Here is a 24,822-nt window from a genome sequence, read left to right on the forward strand (position 1 = left end):
GTTTGATTCAGATCATACTCACATCTCACTTATGGAATATAACGGGCGAAATTCCGCAAGCCTGATGTGGATTAAAAACCGAAAGGATAACGCTCATGGAGATCGGACTGGTCGAGCTGTCGCGCCTGCAATTTGCGATGACGGCCATGTATCACTTTCTCTTCGTGCCGCTCACTCTGGGTCTGTCGATCCTCGTGGCGATCATGGAGACTGTCTATGTTATGACGAACCGCCCCATCTGGCGACAGATGACGAAATTCTGGGGCATGCTGTTCGGAATCAACTTTGTCCTTGGAGTTGCCACAGGCATCACCATGGAATTCCAGTTCGGGATGAACTGGTCGTATTACTCGCACTACGTGGGTGATATCTTTGGCGCGCCTCTGGCGATCGAGGGGCTTATGGCCTTCTTCCTCGAAGCGACCTTTGTGGGGCTGTTCTTCTTCGGCTGGGACAAACTGTCGAAGGTGCAGCACCTTGTTGTCGCGTGGTTGGTGGCCATCGGGTCGAACTTCTCCGCGCTCTGGATCCTGATCGCGAACGGCTGGATGCAGAACCCTGTAGGGGCTGAATTCAACCCCGAGACCATGCGGATGGAGATGACCTCCTTCTTCGAAGTGGTCTTCAACGAAGTGGCGCAGGCTAAGTTTGTGCATACCGTGTCGGCGGGTTACGTGACCGCAGCGGTCTTCGTTCTGGGCGTTTCGGCGCTCTACCTGATCCAGAACCGCCATAAAGATCTGGCGCGCAGGTCCATCGCAGTGGCCTCTTCCTTCGGCCTCGCGGCGGCACTGTCGGTTGTCGTTCTGGGCGATGAATCGGGCTACTCGGCCAGCCACACGCAGAAGATGAAGCTCGCCGCCATCGAAGCAATGTGGGAAACCGAGCCCGCACCCGCGCATTTCACCCTTGTCGGCATCCCCGACCAAGAGGCGCGCAAAACCCACTATGCGGTGCATATCCCTTGGGCCATGGGCCTGATCGGGACGCGCAGCCTGACGCAGGAAATTCCGGGAATCAAGGAATTGGTCGTAGAAGCTGAGGGCAAGATCCGTCGCGGCATCGTGGCCTACGATGCGCTCATGACAATCCGCGAAACCCGCGGCAACGTCCCCGAGGAGGCTCGCGCCACTTTCGAGGAACACTCGGACGATCTCGGCTTTGCCTTCCTGCTGAACCGCTACGTCGAAGATCCGCGCGAGGCCACTGAAGAGCAAATCGCGATGGCTGCGGACGACACCGTTCCAGGGGTTTTCCCGCTATTCTGGGCCTTCCGCATCATGGTCGGCCTCGGGTTTAGCTTCATCGCGGTGATGGCCTATTTCTTCTACCGCGCTTCCTTCCGCAACATGCAGTTCCCGCGTTGGTCGCTCTATGCCGCCGTCGCCATCATCCCGACGCCTTGGCTTGCTGCCGAGCTTGGGTGGTTCGTCGCGGAATTCGGACGTCAGCCGTGGACGGTGGACGGGGTTTTGCCGACGGCGATGTCGGCCTCGCACCTGTCGATCGCGGACCTTCTGATCACGCTGGCGGGTTTCGTCATCTTCTACACGGTGCTCTTCATCATCGAGATGAGCCTGCTGGTGAAATACATCCGCAAGGGGCCGTTTCAGGATGTCGAAGAAACCAACCAATGGCAGGCACGCCACGAAGCGCGTCTGCGCGGACATGGCGCTGAGCCTGCTGCGTCTGCCACTACAGCGGAGTAACGGACATGATTCTCTATGAGCTGATCGACTACGACACGCTGCGTGTCATCTGGTGGACGCTTCTGGGCGTTCTGCTGATCGGGTTTGCCCTCACAGACGGGTTCGACATGGGTGTGGGAGCGCTTCTTCCCTTCGTCGCCAAAACCGATGTCGAGCGCCGCGTTGTGATCAACACCGTGGGCCCTGTCTGGGAAGGCAACCAAGTGTGGTTCATACTTGGCGGCGGGGCGATCTTTGCCGCGTGGCCGCCGCTCTATGCGGTGTCCTTTAGCGGCTTCTACCTCGCGATGTTCGTCGTGTTGGCCGCATTCATCGTGCGTCCCGTGGCGTTCAAATACCGTTCGAAACGCGACGGGACGGCATGGCGCACCCGTTGGGATTGGGCCTTGTTCGCTGGGGGCGCAGTGCCCGCGCTTCTGTTCGGCGTGGCGGTCGGCAATGTCCTGCTGGGCGTGCCGTTCTACCTGACCGACAACCTGATGCCGATGTATGACGGCAGCTTCTACGGCAAGTTCCTTGGTCTTTTGCGGCCCTTCGCAATCCTTGCTGGGGTGGTGTCCTTCTCCATGCTCCTGATGCATGGGGCGGCATGGCTTTCGCTGAAGACCGAAGGCGAGGTCAACGCACGTGCGCGTCGTATCGGCACCGTCGCAGGTCTGGTCGCCGCGGGGGGATATGCGCTCGCAGGCCTGTGGCTGGCGGTTGGCGTTGACGGCTTTGCCCTGACCCAAGAGGTCGCGACAAACGGCCCCTCCAATCCGCTCTATTCCGAGGTCGTCCGCGAAGGATCGTGGCTCTCGGCCTATGCGGCGCGACCGTGGATTGCCGTGGCTCCGATCATGGGGTTCGTCGGGATCGCACTGGCCGTGGCGGGCCTGAGAGCGGGGCGCGAAGTCTCGACGCTACTGTGGTCCAAACTGGCCATTACGGGGATCATTTCCTCGGTCGGGCTGACGATGTTCCCCTTCATCCTGCCTTCGACCGTTGACCCCAACAGCTCGCTCACCGTGTGGGATGCTTCGAGCTCGCATCAGACCCTGTTCATCATGCTGGTCTGCGCGCTGATCTTCATGCCGATCATCCTTGCCTACACGGCTTGGGTTTACAAGGTTCTGTGGGGCAAGGTCACTGAAGCGGACGTCACTGAAAACACTGATTCAGCTTATTAAGGAGAACTGCGATGTGGTATTTTACTTGGCTTCTTGGCCTTCCTCTGGCCGCCCTGTTCGCCGTTCTGAACGCGATGTGGCTGGAACTGCGAACTGATGCCTGCTTTTCCGACGAGGGCGATTGCCCTGTAGGTGAGCACAAGCATTAACGAAATAGCCGGGGCATGCGTCCCTTCTGCCCCGGTTATCACTTTGTCGCGGAGTCGATCCTGTTTCGGCTCCGCGTCAACAAAGGGGCAAGACCACCCACTTTTCAGAAAATGGCGCGGATACATCGACCTAATCCGTGCGTGATCTCCACCCGAGCAGAGCACCTGCGCCGCAGTGCCAGATCACCCCGAAACAATTTTTCTGAATCTGACATACATCAAATACAAATTCCACTTCTTGTATATGTATTTGATGGAAACGGTCGCTCTGAAGGAGACACTCATGACCAAATTTTTGACGACACGGCGGCAGTTCTTCGGCCTCGCTGCGGGCGGTGCTGCGGCTGCTTCCATGAGCGTTCCGCGTGAAGCGCTCGCTCAAGTTCAAACCAATGCACGCATCGTCATCATCGGTGCGGGCGCAGGCGGAACAGCGCTGGCCAACCGCCTTGTTCGACGGTTAGAGGGAGCGAAAATTACGCTCATCGACCCGCGCGTTGATCACCTCTATCAACCTGGCCTGACACTGGTCGCAACGGGCCTGAAACCCGCAAGCTATGTGTCCAGCAAGACAACCGACTGGCTCCCAGACGGCGTGACGCTGATCGCCGAGAAGGCGGCGGCGATCGACCCGATTGCCAAGACAGTTTCTACCGAGAGTGGCCAAGCACTCGATTACGACTTCCTCGTTGTGGCCCCTGGCCTGATCCTTGACCACGACGCCATTGAGGGGTTCTCCCTCGACATGGTTGGGCAGAACGGGATCGGCGCGCTCTATGCCGGCCCCGAATATGCCGCGAAAACATGGCAGGCCGCATCGAAATTCACCGAGGAAGGCGGCTTCGGGCTGTTCACCCGTCCCGAAACGGAAATGAAATGCGCAGGCGCACCGCTCAAGCACACCTTCCTGATCGACGACATCACCAAACGCGCAGGCAACGGCACCAAGATCGACATGCATTACGCCGCGCCGCAAACCTCGCTCTTTGGCGTTCCAATTGTTGCGGAAAAAGTGCGGATGCTGTTCAAGGACCGCGGCATCGCCAGCCATTATCAACATACGCTGAAATCCATCGACGCCGAGGCCAGACGCGCGACCTTTGCCACGCCTGATGGCACGACCGAGATCGACTATGACTACATCCATGTCATCCCGCCGCAGCGGGCCCCCGACGTCATCCGTCAGTCGGGCCTGAGCTGGGCTGACAAGTGGACGGACCAAGGCTGGGTCGAATGCGACATGGCCAGCCTGCGCCACCTGCGCTATCCGGAAATCTGGGCGCTTGGCGACGTGGCAGGTGTGCCAAAAGGTAAAACCGCCGCATCCGTGAAATGGCAGGTGCCTGTAGTCGAGGACGGTCTCGTCTCCGCCATCGAAGGCACCGAACCAACCGCCACCTATAACGGCTACACCTCCTGCCCGATGATCACACAAATCGGGCGCGCGATGCTGGTCGAGTTTGACTACAACAACGATCTGACGCCGTCCTTCCCTGGCATCATTGCCCCGCTGGAAGAACTCTGGATCAGCTGGCTGATGAAGGAAGTCGCCCTGAAAGCCACCTATAACGCCATGCTGCGCGGCCGTGCCTGAGGAGGACCAGATATGAAAGACCTGACATTTGAAACCATGATCGCCGTCTTCGAGGAGATCTTTGGCCGTGGGCTGTTCTGGGCCATGGTTATGGTCGCGGTTGCTGTGACCGCCGCCTATATCTTTGTGCTTATTCGAGACCGCGCTGTGAGTTGGCACAAGTTCCTGCTCGCGCAGGTATCCATGCCGTTTGGTGCAATCGCTGCGGTCTGGTTCGTGCTCGCCATGACCCATTCGCACATCTCCGACCTCGGCGGGCCTGTCGATCTGATCGTCTTCCTCGCCGTCGCGGTTGCGGGGGCCATCGGCGCCGCGATCCTCGTCTACACGGTTCATTCGCTCGTCAAGCCGCCGCAAGAGAGCGAATAGACAGAGGCACGTCCTTGCGCCGCTCATTTGTGGCGCAAGGAAGCTCCCTACGAGGGATGCGATCACCATCGCGTATTACGTTGAAGAGCGCGCCTAGGCGTCGGACGTAAGGGGCAGATACCCCCCCGCGCAGGCGGCCTCATCCCCGCCACAGCAATCTTGCAAAAGAAACCGAACCAAGCCGTTCACCGCGTCCAACCGAGGCGCGTATAGCACCTCGCGGTGCTGCCGCTTGGTGCTGACCAACCCCGCCCGTTTCAACGTCGAAAGATGGCCCGAGAGGGTCGAGGGTTTGATCTCCAGTATCCGCCCGACTTCCATCGCAGGAGTGCCGTCGGGTCCACGCTGCACCAAGAGGCGAAAAATGCCGAGCCGTGTTTCGTGGGCGAGTGCGCTGAATGCGTCGATGGCGAGTGTCTGCTCCATATTTCGACATTACGCGAAATGAGGAGTGTTGACAATCATCGCGCTCGACGCCTATCCAGACATCAATTCGTCTTTACCCGAAATTACGTATCAAGCCCTCAGACACGGAGCCTTCCATGACCACCTCTCCCGCGCCTGCTACGATGAGCCGTTTCGAGCGCCTGTTAACCCTATGGGTCGCACTTGCCATGGTGATAGGCATCGCGGCAGGCAGCGTTATGCCCGACCTCTTCGGCACCATTGCCGAGGCGGAGGTTGCCTCGATCAACCTCGTGGTCGCGCTCCTGATCTGGGCGATGGTCTATCCGATGATGGTTAACGTTGACCTTGGCGCGGTTGCCGGGGTCGCACGCCAACCTAAGGGGCTATTGGTTACTCTCACGGTGAACTGGCTGATCAAACCGTTCACCATGGCCGTGCTTGCCGTTGTCTTCTTCGAGAATGTTTTCGCCGCATGGATATCACCCGATGACGCCGCACAATATGTCGCGGGCCTGATCCTGCTCGGCGCGGCCCCCTGCACCGCAATGGTCTTTGTCTGGTCACAACTGACACGGGGAGACGCGACCTACACATTGGTTCAGGTCTCGGTCAACGACCTCATCATGGTGGTGGCCTTCGCGCCGATCGTGGCGTTCCTGCTGGGCGTCACCGAGATCGTTGTGCCGTGGGATACACTCGTACTGGCGACGGTTCTCTATGTCTTGTTGCCACTGCTTGCGGGTCTCGCCACACGTCGACTGCTCGGGACCGAAGCGGCAATCTCATCCTTCACCGCCCGTATCAAGCCGCTCTCCATGATCGGCCTGATTGCCACAGTCGCGATCCTCTTCGGCCTTCAGGGCGAAGTAATCCTGTCCCGCCCCGCAGTGATCGCCCTTATCGCCGTTCCGATCCTGATACAGAGCTACGGCATTTTCGCGCTGGCCTATGGGGCAGCATGGGTATTGAAGGTGCCGCATCGCATCGCCGCGCCCTGCGCGATGATCGGCACGTCGAACTTCTTCGAACTCGCAGTGGCCGTCGCTATCAGTCTCTTTGGCCTGCACTCGGGCGCCGCACTCGCCACCGTGGTCGGCGTTTTGGTTGAGGTTCCCGTCATGCTGTCACTGGTGGCTTTTGCCAACCGCACGCGCGCCCGCTTCCCCGAGCCACCGCAAGGGGTCTGAGGCGCGGCCAGTTGCGGTAGCCCCCCCCTGCCCTATGAGGACAGTGTCAGGAGCACGAAGACCCCCAGAAAAACCGTCTGCGCGATCAGCATGAAAATGGCCTCCCGTCCGACAAAGCGCAGCTTTTCCAGCGAGGTTTTCATTCCGACGGCGGCCACCGCGATCACAAGCGCGACACGCGACACGCGCCCGGCCCCCTCGACGACCAGCGCAGGAACCAGATGGTAGGAGTTGAGCACCGCCAAGATCAGGAAGCCGACAACGAACAGCGGCAAGAGCGGCGGACGGCCCTCTCCGTGCGTTGCGTTGCGGCGTAAGACGAGCGCCCCGATGAACACCACAGGCGCAAGCAGGGTGACGCGGAACAGTTTGACCACCGTGGCGACATCTCCCGACTGCTCGGACACCGAATAGCCCGCACCGACGACCTGTGCCACGTCATGGATTGTCCCGCCGAAAAAGACACCTGTTGCCTGCTCAGATAGCCCCAGAAACCGCGCCAACAACGGGTAGACGATCATCGCAACCGTCGAGAGCACCGTCACGGAAATCACAGTAAACGACAGGTTGCGTTCGCTCTCCTCGGTCTTGGGAAGAATGGCATTGATCGCCATCGCCGCCGAGGCGCCACAGATCGCCACAGCCCCGCCCGTCAGAAACCCGAACAGACGGTCTTTGCCCATCAAGGGTGCGAGCGCCACCGAGAGCAGGATCGTTGCGCCGACGCCCAGAGTGATCATGCCCACCTGCGCCCAGCCAATTGCCTGCACCATGTCGAAACTCACGCGCAGCCCCAAAAGCGCCACACCGAACCGCAGCACATGGCGGGCGGCGAACTCAATGCCGTCTGCGCATTTTTCGTCATACATCAGAAAGTGCAGCGGGATGCCGAAGAGGATCGCCATCAACATCACGGGCGCACCGTAGTGATCCGCGACAAACTGCGCAGCCATTGCCACGAGCGCAACAATCAAGAGGCCCGGCCCAAGTCCGCGCACAAAAGAAACAGTCATCTATGGGCTCACTTTTGGAATGCAGGAACCGTCAGGCCACTGTCTTTTTCAAACAAATGAATGGCATCCACATTCACGCGCAAACGGATTTCAACCCCAGCGACCACGTCGGTCTGACCCGCAATATGGATGGTTAGGGTCTGGCCCGTGTGCAACGCGCCAAAGAGATAACTTTCCGTGCCCAATTGCTCCACTTCCGAAACTCGGAACATCAAGGGGCCATCAGGATCGACCACCAAATCACGTGGCCGCGCGCCAAGCTCGAAAGCCGCCCCGCCCTTGGCCGCCAGATGACTGTGACCGCGTGAGATCACCTCCCCGTCTGCGAGCATCAACGCGCCGTCCTCGTCGACCGTCACATCGACGAAATTCATGGACGGCGAACCGATGAACCCTGCGACAAAACGGTTGGCAGGATTGTTGAACAGTTCAAGCGGGGTTCCGAATTGCTCGACCTTGCCTGCGCGCAAAACGGCGATTTTGTCAGCCATAGTCATGGCCTCGACCTGATCGTGGGTCACGTAGATCATCGTGTTGCCAAGACGCTGGTGGAGAGCCGCAATCTCGCGCCGCATCGTCACACGCAATTCGGCGTCAAGGTTGGAGAGCGGCTCGTCAAAGAGGAAAATCTTCGGCTCCCGCACAACAGCCCGACCAATGGCCACACGTTGGCGTTGACCGCCTGACAACTGCCCCGGGCGACGATCGAGAAGCGGCTCGATTTGCAACATCCGAGCAGCCTCGTCCACACGCGCCTTGATCTCTGCCTTGGGGGTGCTGAGGTTTTCCAACCCGAAGCTGAGGTTCTTGCGCACCGACATATGCGGGTAAAGCGCATAGGACTGGAACACCATTGCAAGGCCACGTTGGGCGGCAGGCACATGATTGACCACCTCGCCGTCAATGCACACCTCGCCCGCGGAAATATCCTCAAGCCCCGAAATCATGCGCAGCAGAGTCGACTTGCCACAGCCCGATGGGCCGACGAACACGCAAAACTCGCCCGACTTGATATCGAGATCAATGCCGTGAATGACATCGACAGAGCCGTAACTCTTCTTGACGTTTTTGAGGGTAAGATCGGCCATTATTTCAGTCCTGTATTCGCGATACCCGCGGTGATGTATTTTTGGAGGAAGACGAAAACGAGGGTCGAGGGGATCAGGCTCACCATCGTCATGGCAAGGCGGTAATGCTCTTGGCTCAGATGCTCGCCCCTGAACTCCAGCAGGCAAAGTTGGATGGTGTAGGCTTCCTTGGTGGTGGCGATGGCGACGAGGGGGAGGATCAGGTCATTCCACCGCCAGATCACCGACAGGATACCAAGAGCGGCAAGTGCAGGCAGCGTCAAAGGCAGCATGATACGCCAGTAGACTTTCCACTCGGAGGCCGCATCCATCCGCGCCGCTTCCAACAACTCATCAGGGATCGACAGCATATATTGGCGCAGGAGGAAGACACCCGTTGGAGTCGCAGCGCCTGGAATAATGACACCCCAGATCGAGCCCGACAGCCCCGTTGCATGGACCGCCTTAAACACCCCCACGAGCGTGATGGTAGGAGGAACCATCAGCGTCGCGAGGATGACGATGAAGAAGCCAATCTGGCCTCTGAATTTGTATTTCGCCAAGGCAAATGCCGCCATCGAGTTGATGAGCAGGGTCAAGACCGTGGCAATCGCCGTGACCAGAACCGAATTGGTGAAACAGGTGGCGAAGTTGACGTTGACGCCAAACGCCTTGCCCGTAAGCGGATCGGTGTAGTTGCTCCATGACGGGGCCAAAACCCGCTTCGCACTCAGGGTGGTTGTCGGAAGTTTGACCACTGCGCTGGTGCGATTGTCGACGTAGCGGGCGGGGGTAATCTCGGAGTTCGGGCGGATGTTGGAGACCGCAAATTGCGTCTCCTCGCCTGTCTCGGGATCGGGGGCAGTCACGAGGATTTGGCCAACAAACCGAGACTGCTCATAGGGGGGCAGGCCCAGAAATTCCGACACAATCCGCACGTCCTCGGCGTCCAGCCCCTCCAGCACTGCATCGACATCATGCTCGGCCTTTGCCGCCGCTGACATGGTGGTATAGCGCAACAGCCAATCCGGCAGATCATGCGCCGCCATCACCTCGCGCATTTGCACAGGCAGGAGATCGAGATGCGCACGTAGCGCGTAATAGGTCAGCCCTTCATAGTCTTCGATGAAGGCGGCGGGATCGTGCTGCGCCTTCTCCTCGTCATCCAGCTCTTTCCAGTTCAGCACCCAATCGGGCAAATCGGGAATGATGAAAATCTCCCGCCCCTCGGGCGTCGATACCGTCGCCCGCGCCACTTGCTCGTAAACCATGGGCAACAGGGAAAGATCCTGCTTTTCAAGCTGCGACCGCGATTTGAGCGAATTGAGAGAGAGCCACGCCACGGGCACGACGATCATCAGAAAGCCGAAGGCGAGATAGGCATAGGTCAGGTAGTCGAGCCAGTTGGCACGGCGACCACCCGACTTGCGGGTCAGAAACGTCACAATACCTGTCATGGCTTATTCGCTTTCGATGAGAGGTAGACCTGTAGCAGGGACAGGCAGATGAGAACGACCGCCACGAGAAGGGAGGCCATCGCCGCGATGCCAAGCCCGTGTGACGTTGGCTGGCCGCGCAGGCCGGAGGTATCGAAGATGTAGGCGACGAGCGAAATCCACCGCACGTTCATCGCGTAGAGTTCCTCAAACGCCTGCACCGCCTTGATCAGCGACAGCACCGTGACCACAAGTAGCGTCGGCGCGAGCAGCGGAATGGTGATGCGGGTGAGTTGCCGCCACGCGGGCGTGCCGTCCATTTCGGCGGCCTCATAGACGTCGCGCGGAATGGCTTGCAGCCCCGCCAAAAGGATCAGCATGTAAAACCCGAGATGCGCCCATGTGTAGACAAGCACCGACCAGAACATGGTCCAACTCGGGTCGGTGAGCCATTGAATCGGCTCCGAAATCCATCCCCAACTGATAAGCGTCTGGCTCAGCGCCCCCTGTCGCTTGAGGATCAATGTCCAAAGAAAACCCACCACGACGGGCGAGAGCATGACGGGGTAGAAGAAGACGGCCCGCCAGAAGGCACGGCCAATGATCTCGCGGTTGAGCGCCAGCGCCGTCATCAGCGCCACGACGATCATCACGGGCACTTGCAGGATCACAAAGATCGCCGTGTCATAGACCGCCGCTTTGAACTTGTCGTCCTCGCGGTTCTCTGCACCTGTGTCGATCTGTGTCTCCGACAGAAGCCGTGACAGGTTATCGGTCCCCGCGAAGGTCCGTTCCTCGAATTGAATGGATTGCCCTTCGGTGACAGAAAACCCGACATTTATAAACAGGGGCGCGAAGGTAAAAAGCCCGAAAACCACCATATTGGGCAACAGGAACAAATAGGGCAAACCCGTCGCGCCCGCGAGCCGCTGAACCATCTCCAGCGGCCATCCGATCACGGTGCAAAACCGCGTCCAGAATGAGCCGGACGGGCGAAGAATCGCCCATCCGATAAGCATGTAAATCAACAGCGCAAGCGGCCAGGAAGACCCGGAAAATGCCGCCACGAATGCGTCACGCATAGCTGCCCCCCGACCGAAAGCTGCTGTTTATTCCGCGATCTTCGCGGCGACATCCGCGTCGATGGCAGCATAGGCTTCTTCAAGTGTCATCTCACCCGTGATCGCCCGCGTCAGGTAATCGGGGACAACGCCGTAGATGACGAAGTTCTTGTTGTAGCCTTGGAACGTGTAGGCCTGCGGTGTGGTTTCCGCCGCCTTGCTGGCGTTGGACGCAAAGACAGACAGTGCATTGGCAACCGCAGGGGAGGCGTTCACATAGTCAACACCCGTGGCCTGAAGCGTTGCGTTCGCGGAGATGTTGTTGGTCTTCGCCGCGAAGGTCGCCGCGTTGCCCAATTGTCCGAGGTAATCGATGAAAGCCGCCGCCGCTTCCGGCGCTTTGGTCGATTTGAACGCAACAATCCCCGCACCACCTGGCATGGCGCCGCAGCCACCTTCGCCACAGGGCGCAGGGACCGCCTTCCAGTCAAAGTCAGTGATGTTTTCCGCGTAGCTGTTAATCATCCACGAACCGGACATATGCATCGCGACCGCGCCCGACTGGAACAACGGAGCGGCGTTGCTGTAGCTTGTGCCAGAACCAGCGGGCCAGCCCTCTTCGGGCATCAGGCCGATCTTGTGCCACTCGACAAATTTCTCTGCGAATTTCTTGAAGCCTTCGTCCACGAGGATCGGCTGACCATCGTCGTCAAAGAATTTCGCGCCGTAAGAAAACGCTGGCCCCGCAATGCGGTGCGCGGTGCGATCCATAGCGAGACCCGCCGTGATCCCCGTGGCCTCCTTGACTTCCATGAGCGCCTCGGCCCAATCGTCCCAAGTCGCGCCTTCGCTAGGCATCTCGACACCAGCGTCGTCGAACAGGGACACGTTCACATACGGCCCCGTCACGGTAAGCTGCGACATCCAACCATAGATGCCCTTGTCCTCGCCACCCGGTGCACGGAACCAAGGCAGGGTCGCGCCGTAATCGGCTTCCCACGCGTCGACATCCACATGGGGGCTGAGATCAAGGTAGTATTGGTTCAGCCCGCCAAGGTTGGTGATCCGCGCCACGTCGGGAGCCGCGTCCGTCTGAAGTTGGTTTTCGAGTTGGTCGCGGATGACATCATAGCCCACGGTGTCCATCTTTACCGTGTGCCCCGTGGCCTCGGTGAAGGCAGGGATCATCTCGCCAATGACGTCACATTCCGTGCCGTCCTGATAGCACAGAAAGGTGATTTCGTCGGCAAAGGCACCCGTCGTTCCGGCAAGAACCGTGGTCGCAAGCGCGGCTGCTTTGGTAAATTTCATAGTGCCCATCTTTTTTCCTCCTCTAAAGAAACAGGCTGGTCGTGAAATATCGGCACGTCCCCCTCCTCAAGGCGCCGCGCCGACATGTGCGTTTATTGTTGGGGCACGAATGTCCCCATTTGGCCACCGAAGAACCCGAGGGCATGGCGGCTGTCGTCAAAACTTGCGTGCTTCACTTCACCGACGACAATCGCATGATCACCGCCGTCAAACACAGAACGTTGCTCGCAGTGGAAACAGGCCAGACAATCCGTCAAGACAGGAATACCAAGGTCACTCGTTAAAAAATCGTTATCATCAAGGCCATATGCATCCTTCGCAATGCGCCAACACAGTTCCTGCTGCGTGTCCGCGAGGACGTGGATCGCGTAACGTTGCGCGGCTTCGAAATGGACAAAGCGGCGCGACTTGCGATCTGGCGCCCAAAGCACCAGTGGCGGATTGAGCGACAGCGACGAAAAACTGTTCGCCGTGATCGCAATCGGCCCGTTCTCGGTCATCGTCGTCACGATGGTCACACCCGTGGCGAACCGCCCGAAGGCATCACGCAAAAGGCGCGTGTTGTCCGCACTGGGGACGAAATCTCTCATCGTCATTTCCGCCGCCATTGTCATCTAAGCAACCTCATGTCCCAAAGCCGCCTCGTAAAGCTCGAACCAGCTTTCACGGTCCAGATTGACCGACATCGCCGCGCCAAGGGTCTTGATACGGTCCAAATTGTTGGTTCCCAGAACAGGCAGGATCTTCGACGGGTGACGCAGCAAGAAAGCCACGGCAATTGCCGCGCGATCAACGCCATGCGCCGACGCCAACGCATCCATGCGCTCAGCCAGAAGCCCTTCGGTCTCGGTCATCAACCGACCACCCCCCAATGGCGACCATGCCATCATCGCGTGACCGTGCTGTTGATGGAACGCGATGTTGCCGTTGGTGAAGGGGGATATCTCGCCCAGAGAAATCTCGATCTGGTTCGTGGCCAGCGGAGTCTTGGTCGCTGATTGCAGCAGCTCCCAATCCCACGGCTTGAAATTCGACACACCCACGGCACGCACTTTGCCTGACGCCACGAGATCATCCAAAGTCGCCCCCGTCTCATGATGATCCATCAACGGATCGGGGCGGTGGATGAGCAACAGGTCAATCTCGTCAATGCCCATGGCCTTGAGCGAGTGATCCACGGAAGCCTCAATGTGAGCGCGCGAGGTGTCGTAGTATTTCACCCGCTTGTCCGCATAGCGCCCCATCGGCGCGACAATGTCGCATTTGGTGACGATCTGCATCTCAGGTCGCAGCGCAGGGTTGGCACGCAGCGCATTGCCCAACACTTCCTCTGCCGCATAGCCGCCGTAAATATCGGCCTGATCGAAGGTCGTAATGCCCTGATCGAGACAGGCCTGAATTTTCGCTTCGACATGGGCGGGGGAGGTATCCGCGTCATCACCGATCCGCCACATGCCATAGACGATGCGTGAGAAATCGAGATCCTGTGTAAGACGAATACGTTCCATTACCGACGCACTCCGTTTCCAAGCGGGGTTGCGGGGGTGGATGCAGGCACGCGCCCGTATTCATGAGGAAGAGAACAGGTCTTCATCTGCGGCAGCACACGCTGGCCGAAATGCACCGCCTCTTCGGTGTGTGGATAGCCCGATAGGATAAATGCCCGCATGCCCATCTTCTGATAGGTCTCCAGTTTTGACAGAACCTGATCCGTTGACCCGACCAGCGCCGCGCCACAGCCCGACCGCGCACGCCCGACGCCTGTCCATAGGTTTGGCTCGATAAAGCCGTCATCATCGGCAACATCGCGGTTTTTGGCCTGATGGCTCACGCCCAACGACTTGGAATCCAAGGCACGTTCGCGAATGGCTTTGCCCTGCTCGTCGTCGAGTTTGGAGACGATGTAGTCGGCATATTCGCGGGCCTCAGCCTCAGTATCGCGCACGATCACATGGACGCGCAGACCGTAGTCCAGCGTGCGATTGTATTTCTCTGCCACGGCGTTCACGGCCTTCATGCGCCCCTCAAGCTCTTCCATCTTTTCAGGCCACATCAGGTAGACATCGCAATGCTCGCCACACAGTTCCAGCGCATCTGGCGAATAGCCACCGAAATAGAGCAACGGCCCACCCGTCTGATACGGGACCACAGGATTGGTGGTCAGTCCTTCGAAATTGTAAATCTCGCCCTTGTAGTTGATCTCGTCCCGTGTCCAAGCCTGCTTAAGAATTTCGACCACTTCACGCGAGCGCTGGTAGCGATAGGGACTCGGGTCGGTTTGACCGGGAAAGTCTGAAGAGATGATGTTGATGGTCAGGCGCCCTTCGAGCATGTGATCGAGCGTCGCGATGGTACGCGCCAGCATGATCGGCTGCACCTCGCCGCAACGCACGGCGGCGAGCATATTGATCTTCTCGGTGATCGGCGCACAGCCCGCCACGAAGCTCAGCGTGTCTTGCCCGACTTGATAGGAGGAGGGACACAGAATGTTGCGGAAGCCCTGCGCCTCGGCCGTCTTCACGATGTTCGAGCAGTGCGCCCAAGAGGACCGCAGAGCCCCGTCAGGGACACCAAGAAACTGATAGTCATCTGAACACAATGCCGCGAACCAAGACACCTCCGCTGCATCCAGATCCGCTGACGTAATGGGCACGACCGTCATCACTTTCCTCCCTGAAAACTCCGTGACATTTCCTCTTGCGTAGCAGCCGCTTTGATGTAGATCAATGGTGCATCAATTTTTTCTGCGACAGATGGTCTCGTCCGAAATGCACAGCAAAGACATGCACACAGCCCTTCCGATCTACATGCAGATCACCGAGTCCCTCATGCGCGACATCGCCAGCGGACGCTATGTCGAGGGCGAGCGCCTCCCGCCCGAGCGCACCCTTGCTGCAGCCTATAAAACAACCGTTCGAACATTGCGTAAATCTCTCGCAGAGCTTGAAAAAAACGGCATGTTGGAGCGCATCCAAGGCTCGGGAAACTACGTGCGCTATAACGCGGATGCACGGTCGATCTACTCGATGTTCCGTCTCGAATTGCCCACGGGCGGCGGCCTGCCATCGGCCGATATCCTCGCCGTCGAATATCGTGAAAAACCCGCCGACCTTCCCGAATTCGGGGCATCAAATCACGCGTCGATGATTCGCCGCCTGCGCTATCTCGATGATGTAGTTATCGCCGTCGAAGAGATCTGGCTTGATGCTGGAAGCGGGCGTGTTGATCCCGCACAGCTCTCCGATTCTCTCTACCTCTACTATCAAAAGAAACTCGGTTTCTGGGTGTCCCGCGCGGTCGATTCCGTCTCGTTAGACCCTACGCCCGATTGGGCCCCCGCAGAATTCGGCGTCCCGCATGGTGGCATCGCGGGCTACATCGAGCGGCTGAGCTGGGCGCAAAATCCCGCCCCCGTCGAGTTTTCACGCACATGGTTTGACACAAAAAATGCGCGCTACGTGCAGCGCCTACAATAGGAGACAACATGTCAGAAGCAACGCATTACGGCATCATCGGCTGCGGCATGATGGGGCAAGAGCACCTACAGAATATCGCCCTTTTGCCGAACACTAAGGTTGCCGCCATTTTTGAGCCCGATGCGGAGATGCGCACTCGATCCGCGCGCCTCGCGCCCGATGCCGTTTTCGCAGACAGCATCGCGGACCTACTTGCCATAGACACACTCGACTGCCTGCTGATCGCAAGCCCCAACTTCCGCCACATGGAGCAACTCGAAGAGATCGCCGCCACACGCGCCCTGCCCGTCTTGGTCGAGAAACCGCTCTTTACCGATCCCGCACATGTGGCACGTATCCAGTCCTTTACCGAGACCTATCCCGCCCCCGTTTGGGTCGCGATGGAATATCGCTACATGCCGCCGATTGCCGCATTTTTGCACAACGCCACGGATGCAACGGGCGGCATCAAGATGCTCACCATCCGCGAGCACCGCTTTCCCTTCCTCGAAAAAGTCGGCGACTGGAATCGCTTCAACCACCAAACTGGCGGCACCTTTGTCGAGAAATGCTGCCACTTCTTCGACCTTATGCGCCTGACACTGCAAAGCGAGCCGATCCGCGTTAGTGCATCGGGAGGCCAAGACGTAAACCATCTCGACGAGAGCTATGACGGCGCAACACCCGACATTCTCGACAACGGCTATGTGATCGTGGATTTCGAAAACGGCGCCCGTGCCATGCTTGAACTTTGCATGTTCGCCGAAGGCGCGGAATATCAAGAAGAGGTCAGCGCCGTCGGACCAAAGGGCAAGATCGAAGCCCTCGTCCCCGGCCCCGGTCGCTTCTGGCCCGAACACCTTGGTGCCGCTCCCGTGCCGAAGCTCATCGTCAGCCCGCGGTCTCCCAAAGGCCCCGAAAGCCGCGACATCCCCGTGGACCCCGCCCTATTGGCGGCAGGCGATCACAACGGCTCCACCTTCTACCAGCACCAGAAATTCCTCGAACTGGTGCGCGGCGAACGCGACGCCCCCGAGGTCTCGCTCACCGACGGGAAAATGGCCGTCCTCATGGGCATGGCCGCTCAAATCTCGATGGCGGAACACCGTGTCGTGCACATGAGTGAGTTCTTTAATTAGGCTCGCAATCCCTGTCGCCAGCCTTGATCCTGAAACGAGGCTGGCGGCACCTAAGTGCCTTTGACCACTGCGCGCAAACTCTGTGGGACAATCGGAAACACCGACGATCAGGCATTTGCGCTTCCGCGCATACCTGTCGTTTCACGCAAAGAGAAACGGGCTTTGGCCCATCGTCTTGTGCGAATTTAAGGAAGTGGCGGACCGAGGAGGATTCGAACCCCCGACCCCCTGATTCGTAGTCAGGTACTCTATCCAGCTGAGCTATCGGTCCACTGCGGCGGGAGATACAAAGTTGCACCGCAGGGTGCAAGGGGCATTTTCGATCTTTGCGAAAAAACTTTTACATTCGACGGGCGGGCTACCTGTCTTACCAGCGCGGCAGGGCGCTATTCGGCCGCGCGGTCGTGATCAGCGGAGACATCAGACAAAGCGGGCGGCTGCGCCTCCTCGCCGTGATCCTCGGACACAAACCCCTTAGGCAGATGAATTGCGAACTGGGTGCCTGTCTCGTCAGTGCGCTCAAGCAGAAGCTTGCCCCCGTGACCGCGCACCAATTCGGCAGCGATCGCCAGACCCAACCCGAATCCGCCCTTACGCGTGCCACCCTGAAACGGCTGAAAAAGGTGTTCGCGCGCTTTAGGCGGAAGGCCAGGCCCTGTGTCAGTGACAGACAGCACCCATTCGTCCTCGGTCTCATATGCCCTCACGCCGATCTCGCCGCCCCCTTTTGCGGCTTCGAGCGCCTGACGTGCGTTGCGCACGAGGTTTGCGAGGACGCGGTGCATTTGCTCTGGGTCGGCGCGGATGATCATGGTTGCGGGCACGTCCTCCGCGAAAGACACATCGCAATCCTGCGAGGACACCCGCTCCCCCTCAATCACATCTCCCACCAGCTCCGCAACACGCACACCCGACAGCGACGGGGCTGGCTCCTCGGCCTTACCGAAGGCGAGCGTGCTTTCGCACAGGTTCACCGCACGCTGGATCGAGTTCATCAGCTTGGGCGCGGAACGCATCACCGCGGGGTCTTCGGACACCTCAAGACGGTCTGTGAAGAGTTGCGCAGTGGTCAGAATGTTGCGCAGGTCATGAGAGATTTTGGCGACGGCGCTGCCCAACTGGGCAAGGCGGTCCTTCTGGCGCAGGGAGGCGGTGAGTTCCGACTGCATCGCCTGCAACGCATTCTCCGCCTCGCGCAATTCCAACACTTCGGCCTCGGGCACGATAATGCGGCGGGCGTCCTCAGGAGCTTGCGCATAGGAGGACATCGCATCGACCACATGACGGATCGGACGGACGATCAGAGCGCGCACGGCCATAAAGAGCAGGAGCGCTGTAATCACAGAGATCGCGGCCGACAGCGCAAGGATGCGCACGCCGTAGTCCAGCATCGCCGCACGTAACGGATCGCTCGGAAGCGTCACCTCGATTAACAGGCCCGCTTCCTGCACGGGATCGCCGATGACGCGGATGACGCGGTTTGTCGGATCAAGGAGACATGCCACAGCGTCGCTGATCAGATCCCAAGCGGACGCATCGCGCAGATCAAAGGTCGCGTGTACCTGCTCAGGGATCGGCGAGGACAGCACCAACTGGCGGATTTCATTGCGGCGCAACACGACGTTATAGACACCCGCATTGGCAAGAAGCTCGTCTTCGAGGTCCATGTCGATACTGTCGTTAGCCAGAAGCGCGAGCGAGGCGATCTGCGCACGCTCAAGGCGCGACAACAGGTAATCCTCCCGATACCGCGCAATCGAGGGGACAAAGATCATCACTTCCGCGGCCATCACGAAGATGACCGTCAGCATCAGGAATCGTCCTGTGAGCGTCTTGAGAAAGCGCGGAAGTGCCATGCGCGTATGCGGCCCTTTCTCAGGGCAGAAGCCTCTGAATCAATTTCACTGCTGTTTTCAATTTCGGATTCTCAAACAGCCTCGGTGTAAAATAGGCACCCGCCACGCGTTTGTTAAGCTCTGCAAGTGTCGGATAGGGCGCAATCATGCCTGCAATCTGGCTCATCTTGAGTTTTGCGGAAATGGCGAGCGACCAAAGGGTGATCAATTCACCCGCATCAGGGCCAACGATGGTCACACCGACAGGGCGGCCCTTCACGACCATCACCTTGATGAAACCTTCACCAGCACGCGCCGTCGCGATAGCGCGGTCGTTGCCCGACACCTCGGCGCGAGCGATTTCAAGTTTGTCGCCATATGCTTTGCGGGCTTGTGCCTCACTCATGCCGACCTGCGCCAATTCAGGATCGGTGTAGGTTGCATGGGGGATATGATCTCGCGTCGCTTTCGCGGGCAGGCCGAAAAGCAGCGAACGAATCGCCACGCCACCCTGATAGCCCGCAACATGGGTGAATTGCATATTACCAGACACCACATCCCCTAAAGCATAGATGCGGCGGTTGGACGTGCGTAGACTTGCATCGGCCTTGACCCCGCCACGGTCGCGGTTGACCTCTGCTTTCTCCAGCGCCAGTGAATCCGCATTGGCCACGCGCCCAGTCGCGACCAGAAGGTGCGAGCCCACAATCCGCGCGCCGCTCTCCAAGGTCACGGCAATACCGCCCGCCTCAGGGGCAACCGATGCCACAGCCTCTCCCTCGCGCAGATCGACACCTTCGGCACGAAGAGCCGCTTTCACCACCTCCGCGGCTTCGGGGTCATCTTTCGCCAAAACAGTCGAGCGATCGATCACAGTGACATTGCACCCCAAACGACGATGCGCCTGCGCCATTTCCATGCCGATCGGGCCGCCGCCCAGAATGACCAGATGCTCGGGCGCCTCCCGCAGATCCCAGATGGTTTCGTTGGTCAGGTAAGGCGTGTTTTCCAACCCCACGATGGGTGGAACAAAGGGACGTGAACCTGTCGAAATAACGAATCGTCTGGCCTTGATCTGGAAGTCGCCTGCCTCGACAGTGTTGGGCGAGGTAAATCGAGCAAATTCCCGAATGACCGTGCAACCCAATTCCTCGAACCGTTCCTGACTGTCGTGAGGAGCAATGGTGCCGATGACGCTCTGCACGTGTTCCATCGCTTGAACGTAGCCCATCCCCGCCTTGGCGGCATGGATCAGTGACTTAGAGGGGACACATCCGTAGTTGAGGCAATCCCCGCCCATCTCGCCTTTTTCGATCAGCACGACACGCGCGCCCATCTGGACCGCACCCGCCGCCACCGAAAGGCCACCCGACCCCGCGCCGATCACACATACATCTGTCTTGATCTTCTTCATTTTGCGCGTCCTTCTCTGACGACTTTAAGCAAGACCGGCACGAGCGACAGCGCCGCGAGACCGATCAACGGGAGCAGGATATGCGGTTCGAAAATAACCCCGAGGTCAGGCACTTCGCCCCGTGCGAACACAACGCCAAGCCCTGCCCCTACCGACGTATACACCAAAGCGCCCGGGATAATGCCGATCGCTGTGGAGATCACGAAACGCGAGAACGGCACACCAAGCAGGGCAGGCAGGAGATTGGCAACAAAGAACGGAACCACCGGCACGAGGCGAATGAAAAAGAGCATGGACCATTGGTTGTCGTCGATCCCCGCCTTCACCTTGCGGATACGCTCGGAGCCTGTGTCCATCTTGGACGAGAGCCAGTCACCCAACCCCCAGCGTGCGGCAACAAAGAGCAGGGTCGCTCCGACAGTCGCGCCAGCGACGTTGAACACCACACCAGGAAAGGTTGAAAAGAGAAAGCCGCCCGTAAGCGTGGCCACCGTCGCGCCGGGAAGCGAAAAGGCGACAATACCTGCGTATATCGCCATGAAGATCAGGGCGGTGAGTGCGAAGTTCTGATCGCGGAAGGCCACGAAGGCATCGCGATTGGCGGCCAGCGCGTCAAATGTCAGATGATCGCGAAACAAGAAAGCCAGCCCGAAGGCCACACCCGCAAGTGCAATCAGTGGCAGCGCATGGCTGCGCGATTTGGTGGGAGTGTGGGGCATCATCGGTCCTTTTCCGGCTCTGAGCGGCCTACTTGACCACAAGGGCGTAGAATTGCCACCCGCTTGACATACCCCTCACGCGTGGGTGATTGAATGCGAGCGAATGTTGCCATATCGGCGGATATGATGCGAAATGTTTCAGAAATCGCGTCACACGAATTGACAACACGCCAGAGGCCTCCTAAACGCAGGACTTCAATGAATTCGGCCTTCGAATCCCCTCGCTATGGATTTGGGCCTAAAGCAACCCGATGGAGATGGCGCGATGAAACGCACCTTTCAACCGAGCAACCTCGTCCGCAAGCGCCGCCACGGCTTCCGTGCACGCATGGCCACTAAAGCGGGCCGCAAGATCCTGAATGCACGTCGCGCACGCGGCCGCAAGTCGCTGTCCGCATAAGGGCAGCCCGTCAGGGCTTTACGTGATATGACACCGCCGGATGCACCGAAGGTCGAGGCTCACGCCGATACCTGCGGGTCGCAATCGGCGGTTTTGTCATGTTCGGATAGCGGTCTCACCGTTCTGACCAAACGCGCCGATTTCCTGCGCGCCGCCCGCGCGCGGCGTCAAGGGGTCGGCTCATTTCTGTTGCAAGCGCGCAAGCGAGGCGACGATGAACCCGCGTGTGGTATCCGCGTGGGCTTTACCTGTTCCAAAAAAGTCGGCAATGCCGTCAAGCGCAACCATGCCAAACGCCGCCTGCGCGAGATTGCGCGGGCAGTGCTGCCCCAACAGGGCCACGATGGATGGGATTACGTGTTGATCGGCAAAGCTGGTGACACCTCCTCGCGCCCATTCCCTCTCCTGATCAAAGATCTCGAATACGCACTGCGCAAAGTACACGGGACCAACCGTCACGAAGGAGAGCGCAAATGACCCCGCTCGCCTTTGTTGTCTCGCTCCCCGTTCGCGCCTATCGCCTGATCTTTTCCCCTTGGGTCGGCTACAACTGCCGCTATCAGCCCACTTGCAGCGCCTACGCCATGGAAGCGCTCGAAAAGCACGGCGCGATCAAAGGCAGCTATCTGGCCGCCAAACGCATCGGGCGATGTCACCCCTTGGGCGGCACGGGCTATGATCCCGTTCCAGACGCAAAAGACGCGCAGGACGGGAACGAGAGCAATGACAAGGCCAGCCCCAGCGACAACGGATGATCTTTCTGTTTCCGCTTGAGCCGTCGCGGCACGTCGGCACCCCACATTGCCAAGAACACACCGCCAAGCTATATCCGCGCGGACACTGACGAGGGCCCCATGAGCGACGATCTCGACGACATCCACCCGCTGTTTCACGGCGCACCCTCGACCACCGAATTCAAGAAGCTGCGCAAACGGATCATCCGCAATGTGCGCGAGGCGGTCGAGCAATACGGCATGATCGAACGCGGGGCGAAATGGCTTGTCTGCCTGTCTGGCGGCAAGGACAGCTACACCATGCTCGCCGCGCTCTACGAGTTGAAATGGCGCGGGATGCTTCCCGTCGAACTTCTGGCCTGCAACCTCGATCAGGGACAGCCAAACTTCCCCGCGACCGTGCTGCCCGAATTCCTTGAAAAGATGGGGGTTCCGCACCGCATCGAGTATCAGGACACCTATTCCATCGTGAAGGAAAAGGTGCCCGCGAACCGCACCTACTGCGCACTCTGTTCCCGCCTTCGGCGCGGCAACCTTTACCGTATCGCGCGGGAAGAAGGCTGCTCTGCTGTCGTGCTCGGTCACCACCGCGATGACATTCTCGAAACCTTTTTCATGAACCTGTTCCACGGCGGGCGATTGGCGACGATGCCGCCGAAACTCGTCAACGAGGACGGGGATCTTTTTGTCTATCGTCCCATGGCACATGTCGCCGAGGCAGATTGCGAGAAATTTGCTCAGGCGATGAACTACCCAATCATCCCCTGCGATCTCTGCGGTTCGCAAGACGGGCTGCAACGCCAGCAGGTCAAACAGATTCTCGACACTTGGGAGAAGAACAGCCCCGGCCGTCGTCAGGTGATGTTCAAGGCACTGACCAATATCCGCCCCTCCCATATGCTCGACGACAAACTGTTCGATTTCGCGGGGCTTATGCGAACGGTTGCGGACAATTCGAGCGAAAAAGCCGACGAGCTTTCCGAAATTCCCGTCCTGCGTTAACCGCGCAGTCAGAATCAGCGTGTTTCCTGTTCGGTGAAGCGGCGCCAAAGGGGTGTCGCGGAGCCATCGGGAAACAAGCGATATGAGGAAACGGCTCTCGTCGAAGCTCACCGAGCTGAAACCGATTTTGTCGGGCCCGCATGTGCTCGCATTCCTGCCTGCGCTTTTCCTTGGGGCGTTTTGGTTCGGGGGCGAGGTCGCGCTCATCGTGGCGGCTGTGCTGGTCCCAACCGTGCTCTACGCCCTTTCCGCCGACCTGACCGGAGCATCCCCTCGCGACATCGACGGGGTTACAGGACTGCCTTTGCGTCGATCCGTGATCGAGGCGCTGGATCAGACACTAAATGCGCGCTCGTTGACGGGACGCACCACTGCCTGCCTCATGGTCGAAATCGACAACCTCAACGCGATTGCAGCGGGGGTCGGCCCCGAGGTGGCCGATGGCCTCGTGCGTATCGTCGGGAGGCGCCTCTCGGATGTGCTGCGCGAACATGACACGGTCGCGCGTCTCGACGGTAGCCGATTTGCGGTGGCGCTGGCCCCCGTCCGCTGCGCCGATCTCGAAACAATGATCCAGCTGTCCGCCCGCATTCAGAGTGCCTTGATGGAACCGTTTTCGGTGGACGGCGCAAAGGTATATGCCTCGGCCTGCATCGGATTCTGCACACCAAATCGTGCCCCTGCACAATCAGGGGCGGCGTATCTCGATGCTGCCGAAGCCGCGCTTCTCGACGCCTTGCACAACGGACCTGGGTCGATTCGTGCCTTCTCGAAAGACACCGCCCTGCGCCCCTGCTCTCTCACCGTCGATCCCGACGGTGTGGCAAGTGCGCTCGAAAACGGCCAGATCGTTCCTTGGTTCCAGCCACAGGTATCAACCGACACAGGTGAGGTCACAGGTCTGGAGGCGCTCGCCCGTTGGGAATGTCCCGACCGCGGCGTGATCCCTCCAGAAAAGTTCCTTCCAGCTGTGGAAGAACTCGGCTTGATGGACCGTTTGGGCGAGGTCATCCGTTTCCGCGCGTTCAGTGCCCTACGAAAATGGGAAGACGAAGGACTGATCCTGCCCAGTGTTTCGATCAACTTCACCTCATCCGAACTGGCAAACCCCAAGCTCGTCGACAAGCTTCGCTGGGAACTCGACAGGTTTAACCTGACCCCTGACAGGCTCGGCGGCGAAATTCTCGAAAACGTCATTGTAGCCTCCGAAAACGACATCATCCCCCGCAATATCCGCGCCTTGCAGACGATGGGCTGTCGAATTGACCTCGACGACTACGGTACAGGCCACGCGTCGATAGCGAATATCCGTCGGTTCGCCGTAAACCGTATCAAAATTGACAGAACCTACGTGACCCGCTGCGACATCGACCGAAGCCAACAAGACATGCTTGCCGCCATTCTCACAATGGCCGAGCGGCTTGATCTGGAAACGCTTGCGGAAGGTGTCGAGACCCTCGGAGAACACGCGATGCTCGCCCAATTAGGCTGCGGATTTGTACAAGGCTTCTCGATTTCACGCCCCCTCCCCGAATCCAAACTGAAAGGTTGGGTCGACGCGCATAACCGTAAGCTCGGACAGACGCCGCGCATTGGACGGCGCGCTGGTTGATATTGGCTTCAAGATTGCGGCAAAACACCCCTAAACTGA

Annotated in this window: 25 protein-coding genes and 1 tRNA gene; 13 read left to right on the plus strand and 13 right to left on the minus strand. The window is 59.1% G+C overall.

Features of this window, described 5'->3' with window-relative positions:
* Window positions 1-95: 95 nt before the first annotated feature.
* The 5 genes from ACN0SC_RS04535 (at window position 96) to ACN0SC_RS04555 (ending at window position 4,990) form a co-directional block, all read left to right on the plus strand.
* Window positions 96-1,709 (plus strand): cytochrome ubiquinol oxidase subunit I, encoded by a 1,614-nt coding sequence (locus ACN0SC_RS04535; protein WP_417248460.1) that lies wholly within the window; start codon window positions 96-98, stop codon window positions 1,707-1,709.
* Window positions 1,710-1,714: 5 nt separating this feature from the next.
* Window positions 1,715-2,878: a cytochrome d ubiquinol oxidase subunit II gene (gene cydB / locus ACN0SC_RS04540; protein ID WP_417248461.1), complete on the plus strand. Its 1,164-nt coding sequence runs from the start codon at window positions 1,715-1,717 to the stop codon at window positions 2,876-2,878.
* Between the two features lie 11 nt (window positions 2,879-2,889).
* A complete protein-coding gene (cydX, locus tag ACN0SC_RS04545; RefSeq protein WP_417248462.1) occupies window positions 2,890-3,027 on the plus strand; it encodes a cytochrome bd-I oxidase subunit CydX in 138 nt (45 codons plus the stop codon).
* A 283-nt stretch (window positions 3,028-3,310) separates the two neighbouring features.
* Entirely contained in the window at window positions 3,311-4,621 is a 1,311-nt protein-coding gene (locus tag ACN0SC_RS04550; protein ID WP_417248463.1) for an NAD(P)/FAD-dependent oxidoreductase, read from the plus strand.
* Window positions 4,622-4,633: 12 nt separating this feature from the next.
* Window positions 4,634-4,990, plus strand: a complete 357-nt coding sequence (locus ACN0SC_RS04555; protein WP_417248464.1) for a DUF5368 domain-containing protein — start codon at window positions 4,634-4,636, stop codon at window positions 4,988-4,990.
* Window positions 4,991-5,083: 93 nt separating this feature from the next.
* Here the strand turns inward: ACN0SC_RS04555 and ACN0SC_RS04560 are convergent, their stop codons facing one another.
* On the minus strand, window positions 5,084-5,416 hold the full coding sequence (locus tag ACN0SC_RS04560; RefSeq protein ID WP_417248465.1) for an ArsR/SmtB family transcription factor: 333 nt from the start codon (window positions 5,414-5,416) through the stop codon (window positions 5,084-5,086).
* Between the two features lie 143 nt (window positions 5,417-5,559).
* Here ACN0SC_RS04560 and arsB point away from each other — a divergent pair, with 143 nt between their 5' ends.
* Window positions 5,560-6,585, plus strand: a complete 1,026-nt coding sequence (gene arsB / locus ACN0SC_RS04565) for an ACR3 family arsenite efflux transporter (protein ID WP_417248557.1) — start codon at window positions 5,560-5,562, stop codon at window positions 6,583-6,585.
* A 32-nt stretch (window positions 6,586-6,617) separates the two neighbouring features.
* Here arsB and ACN0SC_RS04570 read toward each other — a convergent pair whose 3' ends face one another.
* From ACN0SC_RS04570 to ACN0SC_RS04605, 8 genes are all read right to left on the minus strand, one after another.
* Window positions 6,618-7,598 (minus strand): YeiH family protein, encoded by a 981-nt coding sequence (locus tag ACN0SC_RS04570; protein ID WP_417248466.1) that lies wholly within the window; start codon window positions 7,596-7,598, stop codon window positions 6,618-6,620.
* A gap of 8 nt (window positions 7,599-7,606) precedes the next feature.
* Window positions 7,607-8,686: an ABC transporter ATP-binding protein gene (locus ACN0SC_RS04575; protein WP_417248467.1), complete on the minus strand. Its 1,080-nt coding sequence runs from the start codon at window positions 8,684-8,686 to the stop codon at window positions 7,607-7,609.
* Entirely contained in the window at window positions 8,686-10,122 is a 1,437-nt protein-coding gene (locus ACN0SC_RS04580; protein ID WP_417248468.1) for a carbohydrate ABC transporter permease, read from the minus strand. The genes ACN0SC_RS04575 and ACN0SC_RS04580 overlap by 1 nt, the downstream gene beginning before the upstream one ends.
* Window positions 10,119-11,183: a carbohydrate ABC transporter permease gene (locus tag ACN0SC_RS04585; protein WP_417248469.1), complete on the minus strand. Its 1,065-nt coding sequence runs from the start codon at window positions 11,181-11,183 to the stop codon at window positions 10,119-10,121. The genes ACN0SC_RS04580 and ACN0SC_RS04585 overlap by 4 nt, the downstream gene beginning before the upstream one ends.
* A gap of 27 nt (window positions 11,184-11,210) precedes the next feature.
* Window positions 11,211-12,473, minus strand: coding sequence for an ABC transporter substrate-binding protein (locus tag ACN0SC_RS04590; RefSeq protein ID WP_417248470.1), 1,263 nt, complete (start codon window positions 12,471-12,473; stop codon window positions 11,211-11,213).
* A 92-nt stretch (window positions 12,474-12,565) separates the two neighbouring features.
* Window positions 12,566-13,069: a flavin reductase family protein gene (locus ACN0SC_RS04595; RefSeq protein WP_417248471.1), complete on the minus strand. Its 504-nt coding sequence runs from the start codon at window positions 13,067-13,069 to the stop codon at window positions 12,566-12,568.
* 18 nt (window positions 13,070-13,087) lie between these two features.
* A complete protein-coding gene (locus tag ACN0SC_RS04600) occupies window positions 13,088-13,981 on the minus strand; it encodes an aldo/keto reductase (protein WP_417248472.1) in 894 nt (297 codons plus the stop codon).
* Complete coding sequence (locus ACN0SC_RS04605) at window positions 13,981-15,135, minus strand: LLM class flavin-dependent oxidoreductase (protein WP_417248473.1); 1,155 nt, start codon at window positions 15,133-15,135, stop codon at window positions 13,981-13,983. Before ACN0SC_RS04605 ends, ACN0SC_RS04600 begins: the two co-directional genes overlap by 1 nt.
* A 106-nt stretch (window positions 15,136-15,241) precedes the next feature.
* Between ACN0SC_RS04605 and ACN0SC_RS04610 the strand changes: the two genes are divergently transcribed.
* Together ACN0SC_RS04610 and ACN0SC_RS04615 are read left to right on the plus strand one after the other, a co-directional pair.
* Window positions 15,242-15,949, plus strand: a complete 708-nt coding sequence (locus ACN0SC_RS04610; protein ID WP_417248474.1) for a GntR family transcriptional regulator — start codon at window positions 15,242-15,244, stop codon at window positions 15,947-15,949.
* Between the two features lie 8 nt (window positions 15,950-15,957).
* Window positions 15,958-17,067, plus strand: a complete 1,110-nt coding sequence (locus tag ACN0SC_RS04615; RefSeq protein ID WP_417248475.1) for a Gfo/Idh/MocA family protein — start codon at window positions 15,958-15,960, stop codon at window positions 17,065-17,067.
* 194 nt (window positions 17,068-17,261) lie between these two features.
* Here the strand turns inward: ACN0SC_RS04615 and ACN0SC_RS04620 are convergent.
* The 4 genes from ACN0SC_RS04620 to ACN0SC_RS04635 all read right to left on the minus strand — a co-directional run bounded on the left by ACN0SC_RS04620 (window position 17,262) and on the right by ACN0SC_RS04635 (window position 21,035).
* Window positions 17,262-17,338: transfer RNA gene (locus ACN0SC_RS04620), tRNA-Arg, on the minus strand.
* A 115-nt stretch (window positions 17,339-17,453) separates the two neighbouring features.
* Window positions 17,454-18,923 carry a sensor histidine kinase gene (locus ACN0SC_RS04625; RefSeq protein ID WP_417248476.1) on the minus strand — a complete coding sequence of 490 codons (1,470 nt, stop codon included), beginning with the start codon at window positions 18,921-18,923 and terminating at the stop codon, window positions 17,454-17,456.
* A 19-nt stretch (window positions 18,924-18,942) separates the two neighbouring features.
* Entirely contained in the window at window positions 18,943-20,316 is a 1,374-nt protein-coding gene (locus ACN0SC_RS04630) for a dihydrolipoyl dehydrogenase family protein (RefSeq protein ID WP_417248477.1), read from the minus strand.
* Window positions 20,313-21,035, minus strand: coding sequence for a TVP38/TMEM64 family protein (locus tag ACN0SC_RS04635; protein WP_417248478.1), 723 nt, complete (start codon window positions 21,033-21,035; stop codon window positions 20,313-20,315). Before ACN0SC_RS04635 ends, ACN0SC_RS04630 begins: the two co-directional genes overlap by 4 nt.
* 265 nt (window positions 21,036-21,300) lie before the next feature.
* On the opposite strand from ACN0SC_RS04635, the gene rpmH reads away from it, so the two are divergent.
* The 5 genes from rpmH (at window position 21,301) to ACN0SC_RS04660 (ending at window position 24,783) form a co-directional block, all read left to right on the plus strand.
* Window positions 21,301-21,435 (plus strand): 50S ribosomal protein L34, encoded by a 135-nt coding sequence (gene rpmH, locus ACN0SC_RS04640; protein ID WP_012177012.1) that lies wholly within the window; start codon window positions 21,301-21,303, stop codon window positions 21,433-21,435.
* A gap of 27 nt (window positions 21,436-21,462) precedes the next feature.
* Complete coding sequence (gene rnpA, locus ACN0SC_RS04645; protein ID WP_417248479.1) at window positions 21,463-21,912, plus strand: ribonuclease P protein component; 450 nt, start codon at window positions 21,463-21,465, stop codon at window positions 21,910-21,912.
* Window positions 21,909-22,190, plus strand: a complete 282-nt coding sequence (yidD, locus tag ACN0SC_RS04650) for a membrane protein insertion efficiency factor YidD (protein WP_417248480.1) — start codon at window positions 21,909-21,911, stop codon at window positions 22,188-22,190. The genes rnpA and yidD overlap by 4 nt, the downstream gene beginning before the upstream one ends.
* A gap of 99 nt (window positions 22,191-22,289) precedes the next feature.
* A complete protein-coding gene (ttcA, locus tag ACN0SC_RS04655) occupies window positions 22,290-23,171 on the plus strand; it encodes a tRNA 2-thiocytidine(32) synthetase TtcA (RefSeq protein ID WP_417248481.1) in 882 nt (293 codons plus the stop codon).
* Window positions 23,172-23,253: 82 nt separating this feature from the next.
* Window positions 23,254-24,783, plus strand: coding sequence for a putative bifunctional diguanylate cyclase/phosphodiesterase (locus tag ACN0SC_RS04660; protein WP_417248482.1), 1,530 nt, complete (start codon window positions 23,254-23,256; stop codon window positions 24,781-24,783).
* Window positions 24,784-24,822: the final 39 nt, after the last annotated feature.

It is taken from the genome of Celeribacter sp., from assembly GCF_048261515.1.
Taxonomy (GTDB): domain Bacteria; phylum Pseudomonadota; class Alphaproteobacteria; order Rhodobacterales; family Rhodobacteraceae; genus Celeribacter.